The organism is Mesorhizobium silamurunense, assembly GCF_014843905.1.
Lineage (GTDB): Bacteria > Pseudomonadota > Alphaproteobacteria > Rhizobiales > Rhizobiaceae > Mesorhizobium > Mesorhizobium silamurunense.
In genome coordinates this window covers 39,811-56,540 of record NZ_LPVS01000061.1, presented here as the reverse complement: position 1 = coordinate 56,540, position 16,730 = coordinate 39,811, and the positions used below count along the sequence as shown (strand labels likewise).

General features: G+C 64.4%; 17 protein-coding genes. 1 reads left to right on the top strand and 16 read right to left on the bottom strand.

Annotation, left to right across the window (positions count from 1 at the left end):
• Positions 1-64: 64 nt before the first annotated feature.
• The 16 genes from AU465_RS17140 to AU465_RS17065 all read right to left on the bottom strand — a co-directional run bounded on the left by AU465_RS17140 (position 65) and on the right by AU465_RS17065 (position 15,015).
• The gene (locus tag AU465_RS17140) at positions 65-487 is read right to left on the bottom strand and encodes a helix-turn-helix domain-containing protein (RefSeq protein WP_126086026.1); all 423 of its coding nucleotides are present in this window, start codon (positions 485-487) and stop codon (positions 65-67) included.
• Positions 488-627: 140 nt separating this feature from the next.
• A complete protein-coding gene (gene lnt / locus AU465_RS17135; protein WP_192250035.1) occupies positions 628-2,217 on the bottom strand; it encodes an apolipoprotein N-acyltransferase in 1,590 nt (529 codons plus the stop codon).
• Between the two features lie 90 nt (positions 2,218-2,307).
• A complete protein-coding gene (locus AU465_RS17130) occupies positions 2,308-2,778 on the bottom strand; it encodes a VOC family protein (protein WP_192250032.1) in 471 nt (156 codons plus the stop codon).
• A gap of 12 nt (positions 2,779-2,790) precedes the next feature.
• Complete coding sequence (locus AU465_RS17125) at positions 2,791-3,867, bottom strand: hemolysin family protein (RefSeq protein WP_192250029.1); 1,077 nt, start codon at positions 3,865-3,867, stop codon at positions 2,791-2,793.
• Positions 3,868-3,894: 27 nt separating this feature from the next.
• Positions 3,895-4,392, bottom strand: a complete 498-nt coding sequence (gene ybeY, locus AU465_RS17120) for an rRNA maturation RNase YbeY (RefSeq protein ID WP_192250025.1) — start codon at positions 4,390-4,392, stop codon at positions 3,895-3,897.
• An 11-nt stretch (positions 4,393-4,403) separates the two neighbouring features.
• A complete protein-coding gene (locus AU465_RS17115) occupies positions 4,404-5,396 on the bottom strand; it encodes a PhoH family protein (RefSeq protein ID WP_241855517.1) in 993 nt (330 codons plus the stop codon).
• Between the two features lie 83 nt (positions 5,397-5,479).
• Positions 5,480-6,889, bottom strand: coding sequence for a tRNA (N6-isopentenyl adenosine(37)-C2)-methylthiotransferase MiaB (miaB, locus tag AU465_RS17110; protein WP_192250009.1), 1,410 nt, complete (start codon positions 6,887-6,889; stop codon positions 5,480-5,482).
• A gap of 52 nt (positions 6,890-6,941) precedes the next feature.
• On the bottom strand, positions 6,942-7,742 hold the full coding sequence (gene olsA / locus AU465_RS17105; protein WP_192250005.1) for a lyso-ornithine lipid O-acyltransferase: 801 nt from the start codon (positions 7,740-7,742) through the stop codon (positions 6,942-6,944).
• Between the two features lie 30 nt (positions 7,743-7,772).
• Positions 7,773-8,267 (bottom strand): ribosomal protein S18-alanine N-acetyltransferase, encoded by a 495-nt coding sequence (gene rimI / locus AU465_RS17100; protein WP_192250001.1) that lies wholly within the window; start codon positions 8,265-8,267, stop codon positions 7,773-7,775.
• Complete coding sequence (gene tsaB, locus AU465_RS17095; protein WP_192249996.1) at positions 8,267-8,998, bottom strand: tRNA (adenosine(37)-N6)-threonylcarbamoyltransferase complex dimerization subunit type 1 TsaB; 732 nt, start codon at positions 8,996-8,998, stop codon at positions 8,267-8,269. Before tsaB ends, rimI begins: the two co-directional genes overlap by 1 nt.
• A 108-nt stretch (positions 8,999-9,106) precedes the next feature.
• Positions 9,107-10,213, bottom strand: a complete 1,107-nt coding sequence (locus AU465_RS17090) for a DUF1513 domain-containing protein (protein ID WP_192249993.1) — start codon at positions 10,211-10,213, stop codon at positions 9,107-9,109.
• 4 nt (positions 10,214-10,217) lie between these two features.
• On the bottom strand, positions 10,218-11,297 hold the full coding sequence (locus AU465_RS17085; protein ID WP_192249990.1) for an imelysin family protein: 1,080 nt from the start codon (positions 11,295-11,297) through the stop codon (positions 10,218-10,220).
• Positions 11,297-12,889: a di-heme oxidoreductase family protein gene (locus tag AU465_RS17080; protein WP_192249987.1), complete on the bottom strand. Its 1,593-nt coding sequence runs from the start codon at positions 12,887-12,889 to the stop codon at positions 11,297-11,299. Before AU465_RS17080 ends, AU465_RS17085 begins: the two co-directional genes overlap by 1 nt.
• Positions 12,890-12,901: 12 nt before the next feature.
• Entirely contained in the window at positions 12,902-13,387 is a 486-nt protein-coding gene (gene bfr / locus AU465_RS17075) for a bacterioferritin (RefSeq protein WP_192249984.1), read from the bottom strand.
• Positions 13,353-13,664 (bottom strand): (2Fe-2S)-binding protein, encoded by a 312-nt coding sequence (locus AU465_RS17070; RefSeq protein ID WP_192249981.1) that lies wholly within the window; start codon positions 13,662-13,664, stop codon positions 13,353-13,355. The genes bfr and AU465_RS17070 overlap by 35 nt, the downstream gene beginning before the upstream one ends.
• 61 nt (positions 13,665-13,725) lie before the next feature.
• The gene (locus AU465_RS17065) at positions 13,726-15,015 is read right to left on the bottom strand and encodes an imelysin family protein (RefSeq protein WP_376774863.1); all 1,290 of its coding nucleotides are present in this window, start codon (positions 15,013-15,015) and stop codon (positions 13,726-13,728) included.
• Positions 15,016-15,473: 458 nt separating this feature from the next.
• On the opposite strand from AU465_RS17065, the gene AU465_RS17060 reads away from it, so the two are divergent.
• Complete coding sequence (locus AU465_RS17060; RefSeq protein ID WP_192249974.1) at positions 15,474-16,727, top strand: NAD(P)/FAD-dependent oxidoreductase; 1,254 nt, start codon at positions 15,474-15,476, stop codon at positions 16,725-16,727.
• Positions 16,728-16,730: the final 3 nt, after the last annotated feature.

Sequence of the window (16,730 nt, the reverse complement as noted above, 5' to 3'; positions counted from 1 at the left end):
ACTATTCGGCACAATCAGCTTGTGCCACCGGCGGCAGGGCACCGCCGGCGACATGAGCCTGGAATCACTCGGCATCGTCCGGCGAAAGGGACTTCACAAGATCGATGATCCGGCGCCGCACCTTGACGTCGGGAATCTTGACGAAGGCACGATTGAGCTGAAGCCCCTCTGGGCTGCCGCAGAATTCGATGGCGAAGGCCATCGAGGCATCCTCGGCGAATCCCCGATTGCCGGCCCCGGCCTCCTGACCCGGGGCGTCCTCGAAGAAGAAGGCGACAGGGACGCTCAGGATGGAGGCTATGGCCTGCAAACGGCTGGCGCCGACCCTGTTCGTCCCCTTTTCGTACTTCTGTATCTGCTGAAACGTGATGCCGAGATTTTCACCCAGCTTTTCCTGGCTCATTCCAAGCATATTGCGACGCAGCCGAATACGACTCCCGACATGAATGTCGATCGGATTCGGCTTCTTCTTGTTCTCTTCTGTCATTTTTTCCTCGCCGAATTTTTCCGGCTTTTTCTATTTTTTCCCGCCCAAACGAAGCCGGAGCCACCTGCCCCAACAGACCCCTCCGACCGACTTCGAGAAAATTTTAGGCGTTACAGTATGAGTTTCTAATGTGCCGACTGTCAATTCACCCGTAGCCGCTGCCTTACATTCAATGTGAAGGCCGCGAGGGCAAACAGCAACATGATCAGCAATCCGTTAATGCGGCGCTGGTCGGCGGACAGCAGGGCGTGGCCGGAAACCGGCACATGCGCGTCGATGGCGCCGCGCGCGTCGACCGCGAGCGCATCGACGATGCGCCCACGCGAATCGACAACCGCGGAGATGCCGTTGTTGGCAGCACGCAACAAAGGCAATCCATTCTCCACCGCGCGAATCTGCGCCTGCCTGAAGTGCTGGTACGGGCCGGGCGTGTCGCCAAACCAGGCGTCGTTGGTGACGTTCACAATAAGTTCAGATGACGCGGCGTCAACCGCCACAAGATCAGGGAAGATGACCTCGTAACAGATGAAGGGAACGGCGCGCAGACCGTTCGGCACCGCGATCGGATGCCGCTCGTTGCCGGCGGCGAAATTCATCGGCCCGGCGACGAGCTGACCGATGCCGAAACGTTCGAACAGGTCTTCGAAGGGCAGATACTCGCCGAACGGCACCAGATGCACCTTGTCGACGGCGTCAGCGATCTCGCCCTTGTCGTTGATCGCCACCACGGAATTGTAATAACGGCTGCCGGCATTGCCCGCGCCGCCCTCCTCGCGCACCACGCCGGCAACCAGCATCTGGCCGTCGCTCAGCATATCGCCCAGCGCCTTCAGCGCGTCCGGACGCTCCGTGAACAGGAACGGCACCGACGTTTCCGGCCACAGGATCAGTTGCGGCCTGGCATGTCCTTGCTCCGGTGCCTTCGCCGATATCCCCATCAGCGTGGCGAAGATGCGGTCGCGCACCGAGGCGTCCCATTTCTCGCTGAGATCGACGGCGGGCTGGACGATGCGAACGTCGATCGAGCGGGTGGCCGGCTCGGCCGAGGCGGCGAGCCTGACATAACCGAAGCCGACATGAGCGGCGACGAGGACGACGAACAAGGCTAAGCCCAGCCCGAGATGCCGGCGCGCGGCGACAAGCGCCGGCAAGGAAAAGACAAAGACCGCGAGCGCGTTCATGCCGATCATGCCCGTCACCGACACGCTCTGCATCAGGAGCGGCACCGGCATCGCGGCATAGCCGACGGCATTCCAGGGAAAGCCGGTGAAGAGAAAATCGCGCAGCCATTCGGCAAGGCCGAAGCCGAAGGCGAGCGCGGCGATGCGGCCGATATCGCTGCTCCAGAAAAGCCGCGCCGCGACCGCCGCGAAGCCGTAGAAAAAGGCGAGCGCGAAGGGGATTCCGACCACGGCGAAGGGCAAGGCCCAGGCGAAGCTGTCGGCCTCGACCAGAAGTGCCTGGCCGATCCACCAGAGGCCGGCGAGGAAATAGCCGAAACCGAACCACCAGCCGATGGCGAAGGCCGGCCGCAGGCGCTTGAGCCAGCCATCGGAAGCTTCACCGGTGGCACCGTCGAGCAGCCAGACAAGCACCGGAAACGAGACGAAGCAGACGGCGAAGAAATCGTAGGGCGCCTGGGCGAGAATCGCGAGCGCTCCCGCGACAAACGCCACCAGCGACCGCCGCCATCCCCACAGCAGAATTATCCGGCCGGCAAAGCGCTGCATCTAGCTTCCCAAGTCGCGCGAATCAGGGAGCCAGAGGTTTAACAGGCCAAGCCGGATGCTCCAAATGACGGTGGCTTGAGGAACGTCTTTCTATCGGTGCCATCCTTCGATGCTGAGGCCGCTCAGTCGCTCGGCCTCCTCCTTGGGCACAACGCGCACGGTCTGCGTGAAGGTCCAGACATGGCCTTCGGGATCGCGGGCTCGGTATTGCCGTTCGCCGTAGAAATGATCGATGGGCTCCTCGACGATTTCGGCCCCCGCGGCGCGCGCTTTCTCGCAGTGGGCGTCGAGGTCTTCCCTCAAACGGATGCAAACCGACTGCGTGTTCTTGCCGCCGACAGAGGCCGGGCTGGCAATGTGCGCGGCCCATTCGGGATCGACGATGATGTAGCCGTCGCCGAACCGCATTTCGGCATGGACAAGTCGCCCATCGCTATCACTCACCAGCATGCTCGGCTCGAAGCCGAACGCCGCCTGAAGCCAGGCCAGAGCCGCGCGTGGATTTCGATAGAAGACGCCGGAACCAAGGACTGCATGCTTGAACGGATCGTCGACCGGCATGGCGCGACGATATCAGGCCTGCTCGGTGCGCGCCGCGCGGCGGCGCTGCCGTTCGCCCTTCGGGCTCTGCACGATGCGCACCCGCTTGACGCGGCGCGGATCGGCGTCGAGCACATGGAACTCGAAGCCCGGTATGGCCTGCACCACTTCGCCCCTGGCCGGGACGCGGCCAAGCGTGTTGAAGATCATGCCGCCGATCGTGTCGACATATTCGCCATGCTCGCCGGCGGCGAAATCCTCGCCGATCATCTTGGCGACCTCGTCGATCTCGGCCTTGCCGTCGACGACGAACACACCGTCGCCAGCCTGGGTGATCATCGGCTCGTCGTCATCGTGCTCGTCCTCGATGTCGCCCACGACCATCTCGACGATGTCCTCCAGCGAAGCGAGGCCGTCGGTGCCGCCATATTCGTCGATGACCAACGCCATCTGGGTGCGCATCGTCTGCATGCGTCCCATCAGGTCGGAGGCAAGCATGGAGGGCGGCACGAACAGCACCGGGCGGATCAGATCGAGATCGCCGATGGTGCGGGTCAGGTCAACCTGGGCGAGATCGAGAACGGTCGGCGCCGGGGTCTTTCTGTTCGCGCGGCCCTTCTTGACGCGGGCGAGCTTGGTGATGTGGCCAAGAACGTCGCGGATGTGGACCATGCCGCGCGGGTCGTCGAGCGTTTCAGAATAGACCGGCATGCGGGAATGGCCGGATTGTTCGAAGAGGCCAAGCAGATCGCCAAGCGAAGTGGTGATCTCGACCGCCTCGATGTCGGCGCGCGGCACCATGACGTCCTCGACGCGTACTTCGCGCAGCCGCAGGATGTTGTTGAGCATGGCGCGTTCGCCGGGCGAGAAGGATTCGGCATCGGTGGCCGTCTCAGCCAGCGCGTCGGCGATCTCCTCGCGCAGGTTGGTGCCGTTGCGGTGCCTGAACAGGCCGAGCACGCGATCGAAGAGCGAAGGACCGGCATGCGACGGCTCGGCGGCCGCGCTGCCGGTCGGAATACTCGGACTGGAGCCCTCTTCCGACTTTTCGGAAGGCCTGGCCGCACTGCCGGCGTCCGGACGGGCGGCAGTTTCTGGTTTGTCGTTCATCGCCATCAGGTCAATTGGTCTTTTTTGTTACGCGTAGGGATCGGGAATGGCAAGCCTCGCAAGCGCGGCGCGCTCGATCGCTTCCATCTCCTCGGCCTCGGCGTCGGTCTCGTGATCATGGCCCAGAAGATGCAGCAGGCCATGGATGACGAGATGGGTGATATGGTTCGCCGGCGGCTTGTCTTCCAGGGCAGCCTCGCGCGCGACGGTCTCGGAGGCCAGCACGATGTCGCCCAGCATCGGCGGCAGCTTGCCGCCTTTCGGGAAGGAAAAGGCAGGGAAAGACAAGACGTTGGTCGGCTTGTCCTTGCCGCGCCAATCGGCGTTGAGGGTCTGGACATGGGCGTCGTCGGAAAAAACGATGCTGAGCTCGGAGGGGCCTCTTGCGCCGGTCTCGGCAAAGACGGCGGCGACCGCCCGATCGACCAGGCGCGCCAGCTCGGCCTCCGCGGGCCAGTCGCCGGCCTCAACGAAAATATCGATATCGACCGGCGTTCCGGTGGAGGATCCAGTATCTTCAGCCATGTGGCTTTTGATCAGCTTTCGGCGCCGAGGCCCCTGGCCAGCTTGCCGTCACGGTCGTAGGCCTTGACGATCTCGGCAACCAGCGGATGGCGCACGACGTCGCCCTCGTTGAAGCGGACCGTGACAATGCCCGGCACGCCGTCGAGGATGCGCAGCGCCTCGACCAGGCCCGACTTGGTGTTGGGCGGCAGGTCGATCTGGGTCGGATCGCCGGTGACGATCATGCGCGAGTTCTCGCCGAGACGGGTCAGGAACATCTTCATCTGCATCGGCGTGGTGTTCTGCGCCTCGTCGAGGATCACCGCCGCATGCGCCAGCGTGCGGCCGCGCATGAAAGCCAAAGGCGCGATCTCAATGACCTCGGCGGCGATCGCCCGCTCGACCTTGTCGGCCGGCATCATGTCGTAGAGCGCGTCATAGAGGGGCCGCAGATACGGATCGACCTTCTCCTTCATGTCGCCGGGCAGGAAGCCCAGCCGCTCGCCGGCTTCGACCGCCGGGCGCGATAACACGATGCGCTCGACCATGCCGCGCTCCAAGAGCATCGCCGCATGGGCCACCGCCAGATAGGTCTTGCCGGTGCCGGCCGGGCCGATGCCGAAGACCATTTCGGAGCGCTCCAGCGCGCGCATATAGGCGTCCTGGTTGAGCGAGCGGGCATAGATCGTACGCTTGCGCGTCGCGATCTGGGCAGCCGAGACCTTGCCCTTGCGCTCCATGGTCGGCAGCGTCAGCTGATCGTCGGCGGCGATCGCCATGCGCACGGCGCCGTCGACATCCGACTGGCCGATGTCGGCACCCTTCTGCAGGATGCCGTAGAGCGTATCCAACGCGCGGCGCGCCTGTTCGGCGGCCGAAGCCGTCCCTTTGATGGCGAGCTGGTTGCCGCGCGAGCGGATGTCGACGCCGAGCTTCTGCTCGAGCCGGGCCAAATTCTCGTCGAACTGGCCGTAAAGGGCGCTGGCGAGCTTGTTGTTGTCGAAGGTCAGTACGATGTGCGCCATGTCGGAGGCCCCGGATGCCTGGTTCTGGGGCGGATTCTTCAGTTCAGCAGCGCTCAACCGTCTCTCCTCATCTGCCGAGGCCGTCAGGCCAGTTCGGCGAACAGGCTGTTTGGACCTGTCTTCGTGATTCGTACATCGATAATGTCACCGATTCCACCGGCCTTGTCGTCAACAATAACTGGCTGCAGCCAGGGCGAGCGGCCAACTTTCTGGCCAGGGCGGCGGCCGGGCTTCTCGATCAGCGTGCCGACCGTGCGGCCGACCAGGCTGGCGATGAACGCCTTCTGCTGGTCGTTGATCAGCGCCTGCAGGCGCTGCAGCCGCTCATCCTTCACGGCTTCCGACACATGGCCTTCCATCTCGGCGCCCGGCGTGCCGGGGCGCGGCGAATATTTGAACGTGAAGGCCGAGGCGTAATTCACCTCGCGCACCAGCTTTAGCGTCGCCTCGAAATCCTCTTCCGTCTCGCCGGGAAAGCCGACGATGAAGTCGCCGGACATGGCGATGTCGCCGCGCGCGGCGCGGATGCGATCGATGAGGGTCAGATAGTCGCGTGCCGTATGCCTGCGATTCATCGCCTTCAGTATCCGGTCGGAGCCAGACTGCACTGGTAGATGCAGATAGGGCATCAAGGCGGGCAGGTCACGGTGCGCGGCGATCAATTCGTCATCCATGTCGCGCGGATGGCTGGTCGTGTAGCGCAGGCGCGCCAGCCCAGGAATCTCTGCCAGGCGGAAAAGCAGCCGGCCAAGGCCCCATTCCTCGCCATTTTCGCCCTCCCCGTGCCAGGCATTGACGTTCTGGCCGAGCAACGTCACCTCGCGCACGCCGGCCTCGGCGAGGCGCTCGGCCTCGGCGACGATCTGCGCCACCGGGCGCGATACCTCGGAGCCGCGCGTATAAGGCACGACGCAGAAGGTGCAGAACTTGTCGCAGCCTTCCTGAACGGTGAGGAACGCAGTCACGCCGCGCTTTGCGAGCTCGGCGCGCTTCGGCTGCGGCAGATGCTCGAACTTGTCCTCAATGGCGTAGTCGGTCTCGACGATCTTCTGGCCGCCGCGGACCCTCGCAAGCACATCGGGCAGACGGTGATAGGTCTGCGGTCCGATGACCAGATCGACCGCGGGCGCGCGGCGGATGATCTCAGCGCCCTCGGCCTGCGCCACACAGCCGGCGACGCCGATTAGCAGCTCGCGCCCGGTCTCGGCGCGCTCGGCCTTCATGTCGCGGATGCGGCCAAGCTCGGAATAGACCTTTTCGGCCGCCTTTTCGCGGATATGGCAGGTGTTGAGCAGCACCAGATCGGCGTCCTCGACGGCGTCGGTCGCGACATAGCCGTCGGCGGCCAGCGCATCGGTCATGCGCTGGGAATCGTAGACATTCATCTGGCAGCCATAGGTCTTGACGAAGACCTTTTTCGCCGCCGGAGCTGGGCTGGCCACATGCTCGGGCGCCGTGCCGATGTCGTGGCTTTCGATCGTGTTCAATTCCATCGGGCGGCTTCTAACGCCTTTCCGTGACAAAAAACAGACGATTCTGGCTGATTCAGCGGCTTGGGCGGGGATCGGCGAGCGCGGTCTGCATCATCTCGCGGACCCTGGCTTCCATCAATCTTGCCGTTTCCTTGCGGTTCGAACCCTTGGCGAACGGCACCGGATCGCCGAAATGCACCTCGGCATCGACCGCGCCTTCGGCCAGCAGGACCTTCAGATGCGGCATCAGATGCTGGTCGCCGATCCATGCGGCCATCGGCCGGTGACGGCGGCCCATCGGCACGCCATGCACCCGGGTATAGGCGATCGCCACCGGTTGGATGAACACCTGGTCCGCGGCCCCTTCGGAAATCGCCATCGAGGCCGCGCCGAACAAGGTGCTCTTGAACGGCAGCACCAGATTGCCGTCGCCGGTCGAGCCCTCGGCGAACAGCACCATCGCGTCGCCCTTGGCCATGCGCCTGCCGATCTCGCTCGCCTGGTCGCCGGAGGTGCGCTTGCGCTCGCGCTCGATGAAGACGGTGCGCTGCAGCTTGGACAGCATGCCGATCATCGGCCAGCTTTCCATGTCTGCCCTGGCGATGAACTTCACATCGACAAAGGAGCCGAGCACCATGATGTCGGTCCAGGAGATGTGGTTGGCGGCGATGAGCAACGGGCGCTCCTTGGACAGCGCGCCCTTGACGTGCACGCGAATGCCCAGCGCCTTGAGGATCATGCTGTGCCAGATTCTCAGGACGACCGTCTCCGGCCAGAGCCTGGTCTTCATCGACAGGAGTTGCAGCGGCACCAGCACCAGCGTACCGGCCACGACAAGGGCGAACGCCAGGAAAATCCGCAATTTCTTGATCATTCGCTCCGGCCCAGACACCCGGCGGTCTGGCTAGCGAAGATCGCGGCGCATGACAAGCGCGCCGGTCGGGCCGTGCTCGGTCGAGCGGTAGTAGTTCGGACGCTGGCCGACCTGGCGGAAGCCAAGCCTGCGGTAGAGCGCGATGGCCGGCTGATTGGTCTCGTCGACTTCGAGGAAGAGCGCCTCGGCGCGCTGCGCGTGCAGTTCGCGCAGCACCGCATCCATCAATTGCCAGCCGAGCCCCTGGCGGCGATGCGCGCGGGCGACGGCAACGGTCAGGATCTCGCCCTCGCCCGCCGCCAGACGCGCCAGCACGAAACCGACCGGAGGTTTCGATCCCTGTCCCGTCTCGCGCGCGGCGTAGCCGAACACGGTCTCCTGTTCGAGCAGCGCCGAGAACTCACCGTCGGTCCAGGGCCGGACAAAATCCTCGCGATGCAGCACCGAGACGGCGGCGCTGTCGGCAACCGTCAGCGGCTCCAGCGCATAGTCCCTGCGGCGCGGCTGAAAGAAAGGTATGCGCATCAGGACTTTTTTCCCTTTGGCCCATGATCTTTTCCAAAACCCGGCTTTCCGGCTTCATGGCCCTGCCTTGGCAGAATGAAACCAGCCTGCGGTTTGGCGTCGGCGCCACGCAGATAAAGCGGCTTCGGCTTTTCGCCCGCCCCCTTGGCAGCGGCCAGCCGGGCATAGGTGGCGATGTCCGCCGTGGCAACAACCGGCCCGATATCGAAACCATGTCCGGCCGCCGCGGCAATCAGCGGCGCGGCGGTGCCAGCGAGAACCGCGGTCGCGTTGACTGCCATCCCGGTCGCCTCGGAAAGCGTGGCCACCGCTGGACCGTAAGTCAAGGCTAACGCTTTGTCGAAAAGAGCCGCATGGATTTCCTCACGGCCGCCGTCGAGCGCGGCAAGCACGGCGCGGCCGGGAAAGGCATTTGCAGCCTCCGCCGCCAGCGCTTCCAGCGTCGTCACGCCGATGGCCGGGATTTTCAGGGCCAGCGCCAGGCCGCGCGCGGTTGACACGCCGACGCGCAGGCCAGTGAAAGAACCAGGGCCTATCGAGACGGCAACGGCATCCAGCTCCCGATAGCCGATCCCACCGGCCTTCAAGGCGGCCTCGATGACGGCCATCAGATGCTCGGCATGCCCCTTGCCGAGGTCGAGCACATGGCGACCACGCTCGACGCCCGCGCCCGCATCATAGACGCAGGCGGCACAGAGACTGGCGGCGCAGTCGATGGCGAGCATTTTCATGCGGGCAGCTTCATGGGGCCGGTTAACGAACGCCTTCCCTCTGCCCGGCATGGCCCGCCGCCGCAAGTGCCAGGCCGCATAAATGTTAAGCGGCTTTGCTTCCGGCCGTCAGACCGCAGCCGCGATGCGCAGCATGTGGTTGTCCCAGACATAGTCGGGCTCGGAACGCGTAGCACCGGCACCGCCGACGATCGCGCCAGCGCCGGTCGTCGCCATGAAGCCGGCGCCATCCGGGGCCAGGCCGCAAACCTCGACAAGCGATTTGGTCGCGACAATCCGCCCGCTGGCAGCGTCGATGACGGCGAGCGAATTCCCCTCGGGCGAGGTGACGGCGACGGTGCCGGCGGTGGAATTGGCGGCAACCGAGCCGATATAGTTGCGGAAGCCCGAGAGCACCTCCTGCGGCATCTCCAGCAGCTCGAGTTCCTTGCCGCGCGCGGCGCGGCCGACCAGCGCCGGGCGGTCGGTCGCCGGTCCTCGATACTGACAGCCGAACCAGACGGTGCCCGCCTGGTCGCGGTCCATGTGACGGATCGAGAGCTGGTGCAGCGGCGGCGGCAGCTCGTGCTTTTCGATCAGGTCGCCGGTGATGCGGTCGACCAGCGTATAGGAGGGCTTCATCGTCGCGATGTTGAGCTCGGCGCGGCCGAAATCCGGATGCGTTTCGATGCCGCCATTGGCAATGGACAGCGTCCGGCCGTCGCCAAGCAGCAGCAGTTCATGCGGCCCCATGCCGTAGGTCGGGAACTCGCCGACGCGGTTGAACTTCGCCCGCGCGTCATAGATGCCGACGACGCCGGCGGCGTTGTCGAAATCATTCTCGGCGGCATAGAGCAGCGCGCCGTCCGGCGAGAACACGCCATGGCCGAAGAAATGCCGGCCGGCGATGCTGGCGATGGTCAACGGCTTCTCGCGGCCGGCATGGTCGAAGACCACCGCGAAGGTGCCGGGCTGGCGGGCGAAGACGACCGAGCGCTTCGACACCGGATCGAAGGTGACGTCGTGGCCACGGTCGGGCAGATCGAAGGTATGCAATATCTTGCCGGCCTCGGAGAGCACGGCGGCGCCGAAGCTGCCGTCGCGCTTGACGAAGGCCGTGGCAAAGACGGCGTCCACCGCCAGCGTATCCGCCCAGGCGCGCGGTGTCATGGCGGCGGCGAAGCTCGCGCCGGCAGCGCGCAGGAAATCACGGCGATCGATGAGCGGGGTCTTCACAGCATCAATCCCCGTCAAGCGACGAAAAGCCGGCGGTCAGCCCGAACTCGGCGGTCATCCGGGTGCCGATCAGGGTCGAAAGGCTGGAGGTGATCAGCGCGAAATGGTCGAGCTTGTCGCGCAATGCCGGATCGGCGAGCGCCTTGTCGATCGGGCCGTTGACGGACTTTGCGGTCGCCACGCCGTTGGTGAGCTGAATGTGGATGGATTGCGCCATCCATTGCGCATCGGCGGGCAGCGCATCGCCAAGCTTCGAGGCCTGGAACAGCCGGTCTATGCCGGACAGGTTCCCGGCCAGCGAGTTCGTCGTGTTCTGCGAGCGCCAGTAGATCGCCTGCTTCGGCTTGTCGGCTTCCGGCTTTGCGCCAAGGAAGCCTTTAAGGCGCACGTCGCGGATCATTTCCAGCTCGTTGATGAAAACGCCGACCAGTTCCGTCACCGCTTCGGTGCCATCGCGATAGAGCGGGTTCTTCGGCCCTGGATTGGCCCAAAGCGAAGCAAAGCCGTCGGGCTTGTTCCAGGCGTCGCGGACCTCGCTGGCGATCGCCTCGATGTTGCCGGCGACCGCCGCGCCATAGGCACAGCGATAGGGCTCGTCCTTCTCGGCAAGCGCCTCGGCGCCATCGCCGAACAGCACATATTCCAGCGCGCCGAGCCCCTGCATCGCAACGCTCTTTCCCGCCAGTTGCGCCGGATCGGTGGCGGAGGGATCCTTGGCGGCGAGCGTCGCCTGCACCTGCCTCAAGCCGATGCTTTTGCGGTCCGGCCAGTAGAGCATGCGCTCCAGCCGGTTGTTCTCCTTGATCGGCCCGAAGGCGATGATCTCAGCCACCGACCAGGTCTCGACGGTGGCCGAAAAATCCGCGCGCGCCGCATCGAGATTTTGCTCAGACGGTGCTGCGCAAAGCTGGTGCATCGCCTTGGTCAGGCTCGCTGCATGATCGTCGAGACTGGCATAGGCCGGGCGCACGAAGCCATCGATCGCGCGTCCGATGACATCGGAGGCTTTGACCGCGGTCGAGGCCGGCAATGCCCCGGCCAGAAACAGGGGAAGGGCAAAGGCGGCGGCCAGGCGTTTCGACATCAGAGCGACTCCAGGAATTTGATCAGCGCAGCGCGGTTCGCGGCATCGGCGGCGGCAAAACGGTCGCGCGCCTTCCGGCCCTCGCCGCCATGCCAGAGGATCGCCTCTTCGAGCGTGCGCGCGCGCCCGTCATGCAGATAGAAACCGTTGCCGTTGACCGTCGCGGTCAGGCCAATGCCCCAGAGCGGCGGGGTACGCCATTCGCTGCCGCTCGCTTCCCCAACACGCTGCCCGTCGGCGACGCCTTCGCCCATGTCGTGCAGCAGGAAATCGGAATAGGGCCAGATCAGCTGGAAGGCCTGCGCCTTGTTGGGCGTGCCGCGCAGGGTGACGAATTTCGGCATGTGGCAGGAAATGCAGCCCATCTCATAAAATTGCTTCTTGCCGGCAAGGACCTCCGGCTTGCCGAGATCACGCCGCGCCGGCACGGCAAGGTTCTGCGAATAGAAGGTGACGAGATCCATGACCGGGGGCGGCGCTTCCGTCGTGCCCAGGCGCTGCTGCACGCCATTCGGCAGGGCAAGGCAATCCTTCTCAGCCAAGGTGCAGTCGCCCCAATGTCGCGGCACCTCCGGCGTCGAGATGCCGATGTCTCCGGCAAAGGCGTCGGCCGCCTGCTGGCGGATCGATGCGGCCTGCGCCTTCCAGCTGAAGCGGCCCAAGGTGATCTCGCCGCCATTGCGAACGATGTTCGGCCGGCCGGAGATGCCGTCGCCATCGCGGTCGTCCGGATCGGCATTTGCCAAGATGTCGGCAGGCGCAATCTGCTCGATCAGGCCGAGGCCGATCATCGGCGGCGTCAGGCGCGGCGACAAAGTCGTGCGTGGATCGAGCGGGCCATAGGCCAGGTCTTGGATCGAGTAGCTGGGTTTGCGCAGCGAAACGACCGCACCGTCACCCAGCACAACCTTCTCTTCCGTATAGTCGACACGCATGCGGCCCTCGCCCTTGAGGCCTGGAACCGCGAGTTCCTGCAGTTGCGAGCCGTAAACCGGATCGGGAAGGTTCAGCACCTTGTGATCAGCAAGCGCGGCCTTCTCCTCCGCGTTGCTTGCGTCGCGCGCGAGCCGCAGGAACATCGACGTGGAGCTTGTGCCACCTTCCGGCGGGTGGCCGCGGCCATCCTTCAGGTGGCAATTCTGGCAGGCGCGTTCGTTGAACAGCGGGCCGAGCCCGTCGGAGGCCTGCGTCGACGACGGCGACGACACCCAGTTCTTGCGGAAAAGCGCGTTGCCGAGCTTGAAGGTCCCCTCCTCCTCGAAAGTGATGTTGGCGGAAGACTGCGAGAAGGCGTCGCGGTTGACGTCCTTCTCCGACGTGCCGGCGCCGCCCTGCATCAATTCGAACGGCTCGGGCTTGGAGAAATCCGTGGTCGGCCTGGTGACGGCCAGCACCCGCGCCTGATCCTTCAGCGTCAGATCGGTGCGGCTGGCGGCGGGGCCCGGCTCGCCGGCCGTGGCAGAAGCAGAAAGCGTGACCGCCAGCAAAAGCGAACCCGCGCGACAATTCGGGTATCGCGGATTGTTCTGAAGCGGCAGGCCACCATCTCGGGCCCGCCGCAAGCGGCGCAAGAAATCTACGGCGCGCCGCATTCCCGCATGTCCTTATTCCGCCTCGTTGGCCGAGTCGGCGTTGAGCTGGCCGTATTTTTCCTCGCCGATCGAGGCGAGCAGGTCGAGCTGCGTCTCCAGGAAGTCGATATGGCCTTCCTCGTCTGCCAGCAAATCCTCAAACAGCTTCATCGACACGTAGTCGCCCGCCTCATGACAGATCTCGCGCGAGCGCTTGTAGGACGTGCGCGCGTCATATTCGCCGGCGAGGTCGGATTCGAGCACTTCCTTCACGTTCTGGCCGATGCGCAGCGGTGCGACGGATTGCAGGTTCGGATGTCCTTCGAGGAAGATGATGCGGCCCACCAGCCGGTCGGCGTGATGCATTTCCTCGATCGATTCCGCCCGCTCCTTCTTTGCCAGCCTGGTGTAGCCCCAATCCTCGAGCAGACGATAGTGGACCCAGTACTGGTTGACGGCTCCGAGCTCCAGAAACAGGGCTTCGTTAAGCCGCTCGATGATCTGCGGTTCGCCTTTCATGGAATCTGCTCCCGTATTGGACGCGCAAGCCTCTTACGCGATCCAGGTGTGAAACGATGTCCGCGCCGCTCCCCTCTGAACGGGCGTGGTAGTTCTCGGTGACCCGAATGATCGTTTCCACCACATTTGGGAAGCAGCCGCAACAGCGGCCGCGCTTGCGCATGGCATGATAGACCTTGGCCGGCACAATAAGCTGCCAGGGATCTTCATCCAGCAGACCGATGATCGTCTGCTCGATCTCCTTTTCGGTGATGATGTTGCAATGGCAGATCAGCATTTACTTGCTCTGGCTGACGGCGCCATTCCGGCGCCGTTTGGCTGTTACTGGCCCGACAATCTTACTTGAACACCTTGTCCGGCGCATCGAGGCTGTCGGAGCCCTCGAAGGCGATGACGTTGAGTTTGAGCGAACCGACGGCGCGCTCGATCGACTTGGTCTGATCGATCAGCGCATCGATCGCCGCCTGCACCGTGGCGTTGCCTTCCGTGTTGCCCTCGGCGATGTGCTGGTCATAGGCCTCGCCAGCCAGCGCGCGCGCCTTGATGGCTTCCATCTTGGCGACCGTCACGTCGAGCTTGTCAGACAATTGCTTGGCGATCGCCGGATCGGCAGCCTTCACCATATCCGACACCGACGGGCCGGAAACCACGGTGCCGTCTAGACGCGTATAGCTGGCTTGATAGGCGGCGCGGATGCCGACCGCGTCATAGAGATGCGAGTTGTAGGTGTTGTCGGAGAAGCAGTCGTGCTCCTCCTCCGGATCGTGCAGCAGCAGGCCGAGCTTCATGCGCTCGCCGGCCAACTCGCCATAAGAGAGCGAGCCCATGCCGGTGAAGATGGTGGAAATGCCGGCGTTCGGCTCGCCGTCGGTAAGGTTCTTACGCGCCGCGCCGTCGTCCTTCCAGTTGTCGACCATCTCCCGCAGGTCGGACACCAGAAGGTCGCTCGCCGACTTCAGATACTCGGCGCGGCGGTCGCAGTTGCCGCCGGTGCAATTCTTGAGATCGTAGTCGGTGTAAGGCCGCTCGCCGGCGCCGGGACCGGTGCCGTGCAGGTCCTGGCCCCAGAGCAGGAACTCGATGGCGTGATAACCGGTCGCGACATTGGCCTCGACGCCGCCGGCTTCCTGCAGCGTGCCGGAGAGGAATTCGGGCGTCAGCTTCGAGGCGTCGACCTTCTCGCCATTGATCTCGATTTCCTTGTTGGCGATGACATTGGCCGTATAGAGCGAGTTTTCGTCCGACTCGGTGCCGTAGCTCTTGGCGACATAGTCGATCAGGCCTTCGTCCAGCGGCCAGGAATTCACCTTGCCTTCCCAGTCGTCGACGATCTTGTTGCCGAAGCGATAGACCTCGGTCTGCTGGTAGGGAATGCGAGCGGCCTTCCAGGCATCGCGGGCGGCGTCGAGCGTCTCGGCCGAAGGCTTGGCGATGAGCGCGTCGACGGCCTTGTCGAGCGCCTGCGCGGTGGTCAGCGAATCCTCATACTTTGCCAGCGCGATGTCGGCGTAGGTCTTGATCACCGCCTTCGCGTCGGTTTCGGCTTTTGCCGGCAGCACGAACACGGCGGCCGTCAACGCCGCGGTGGCGCCGATCGCGGCAAGCCTGCTGCCCCAACGTGGCGTAATAAGTCGCGGCGAAATTATCGCTTTCATCAATCCCATCTCCTCAGAAATTCAATGACATAGGCATGCGGCCGCAGGCGCGCGACGCCAGCGCAGGCACGAATGACCGGAAAAGGCAAGGTTGCCGCGCAATGGCGCGACCAATCAGCAAAAGACACCGAAATGCCTCCAATCGAAAGGGTTCAAGGCCCAGACATCAAAGGAATGCGCCGGGAGCGCAGCCCTCCATAAAGCGGCGGAGAGGTCGGAAGTCAACTGGTGAAGCAGAGAAAATTCAATTGAAACAACAGTTTAGAATTATTCTAAACTACAATTATCAACTTTAAGCCCGGCGGCGCTGCCCAACATCCGGATTGACAGGCGGCCATTCTGGGTGCGACCCGGACCAGGGCTCTTGCGGCGGCGCCAGACAATCGCCACCTGGCGGAAGATCCTAGATTCGAAAGCGAAAAAGGACTGCGATGAAGAACGGGGTGGTCATTGTCGGTGCGGGTCATGCCGGCGTCCAGGCGGCCGCAAGTCTGCGCGAGGAAGGCTATGACGGACCGGTCATCCTGATCGGCGACGAAAACGAACTGCCCTATCACAAGCCGCCGCTGTCCAAGACCTTCATCAAGGATGCCGAGGCGAAGCCTCAGCCCCTGCGCGGCGAAGCCTTCTATTCCGGCAATGCCATCCATTACCGGCCGGGCGTGCGCATCGACAGCATCGATGCCGGCGCGCACAGGCTGGCAGTCGCTGGCGGCGGCGCAATTCCCTTCGACCGGCTGGTGCTCGCGACCGGCTCGCGGCCGCGCCTTCTCAAGCTCGAGGGCGTGGAACTCGCCGGCGTGGTATCGCTGCGTTCGCTGGCCGACGCGCGGCTGATCCGCGAGTTGAGCGCGCAAAGCGAAGACGTGGTCATTCTCGGCGGCGGATTCATCGGCCTCGAGATCGCGGCGACGCTCAGGGCGGCCGGCCGCAAGGTCACCGTCGTCGAGGCCGTCGACCGGCTGCTCGGCCGCGCGGTGGCGCCGGTGATCGCAAGCCATGTGCGGCAACGCCTGGAGGCGATGGGCGTGCGCATTCTGACCGGCACCACCATCGCCAAGCTCGACGGCGAAGGCGGCCGCGTCTCTACCGCCGTCACCTCGAGTGGCGAACACCTGCCGGCGCAAATACTGATCATCGGCATCGGCGTCGTGCCCAATGTCGAATTGGCGGAAGCCGCCGGCATCGCTATTGCCAACGGCATCCGCGTCGACCAGCATATGCAGAGCTCAATCCCGGAAATCCTCGCCGTCGGCGATGCCGCCTCCTACCGGCACTGGTTCACCGGCGGCGACGTGCGGCTGGAATCGGTACAGAACGCCACCGACCAGGCGCGGCTTGCCGCGCGCACCATCCTCGGCCACACGGAGCCCTTCTCGGCCGTGCCGTGGTTCTGGTCGGATATCGGCGACATGAAGCTGCAGATGGTCGGCCTGACGCAAGGCGGCGACAGCCATGTCGTGCTGGGCGAGCCGGCCGAGAACAAGTTCTCCATCTACCACTATGCGGGCAACCGGCTGCTCGGCATCGAATCCGTCAACCGTCCGGCCGACCACATGCTTGGCCGCAAGATGCTCGGCGCCGGCTTCTCGCCAGCGCCGCAGACCGTTGCGGCAGGTCCGGATGCGCTGAAGGCTGCGCTCGCCGCCTTCAGCCAGGACGAGCCCGCGAGGGCGACGGGCTAGACT

Coding starts and splice junctions, on each gene's coding strand:
- AU465_RS17140 (WP_126086026.1), bottom strand. CDS start 487: ATGACAGAAGAGAACAAGAAGAAGCCGAATCCGATCGACATTCATGTC.
- lnt (WP_192250035.1), bottom strand. CDS start 2,217: ATGCAGCGCTTTGCCGGCCGGATAATTCTGCTGTGGGGATGGCGGCGG.
- AU465_RS17130 (WP_192250032.1), bottom strand. CDS start 2,778: ATGCCGGTCGACGATCCGTTCAAGCATGCAGTCCTTGGTTCCGGCGTC.
- AU465_RS17125 (WP_192250029.1), bottom strand. CDS start 3,867: ATGAACGACAAACCAGAAACTGCCGCCCGTCCGGACGCCGGCAGTGCG.
- ybeY (WP_192250025.1), bottom strand. CDS start 4,392: ATGGCTGAAGATACTGGATCCTCCACCGGAACGCCGGTCGATATCGAT.
- AU465_RS17115 (WP_241855517.1), bottom strand. CDS start 5,396: ATGGCGCACATCGTACTGACCTTCGACAACAACAAGCTCGCCAGCGCC.
- miaB (WP_192250009.1), bottom strand. CDS start 6,889: ATGGAATTGAACACGATCGAAAGCCACGACATCGGCACGGCGCCCGAG.
- olsA (WP_192250005.1), bottom strand. CDS start 7,742: ATGATCAAGAAATTGCGGATTTTCCTGGCGTTCGCCCTTGTCGTGGCC.
- rimI (WP_192250001.1), bottom strand. CDS start 8,267: ATGCGCATACCTTTCTTTCAGCCGCGCCGCAGGGACTATGCGCTGGAG.
- tsaB (WP_192249996.1), bottom strand. CDS start 8,998: ATGAAAATGCTCGCCATCGACTGCGCCGCCAGTCTCTGTGCCGCCTGC.
- AU465_RS17085 (WP_192249990.1), bottom strand. CDS start 11,297: ATGTCGAAACGCCTGGCCGCCGCCTTTGCCCTTCCCCTGTTTCTGGCC.
- AU465_RS17080 (WP_192249987.1), bottom strand. CDS start 12,889: ATGCGGCGCGCCGTAGATTTCTTGCGCCGCTTGCGGCGGGCCCGAGAT.
- bfr (WP_192249984.1), bottom strand. CDS start 13,387: ATGAAAGGCGAACCGCAGATCATCGAGCGGCTTAACGAAGCCCTGTTT.
- AU465_RS17070 (WP_192249981.1), bottom strand. CDS start 13,664: ATGCTGATCTGCCATTGCAACATCATCACCGAAAAGGAGATCGAGCAG.
- AU465_RS17060 (WP_192249974.1), top strand. CDS start 15,474: ATGAAGAACGGGGTGGTCATTGTCGGTGCGGGTCATGCCGGCGTCCAG.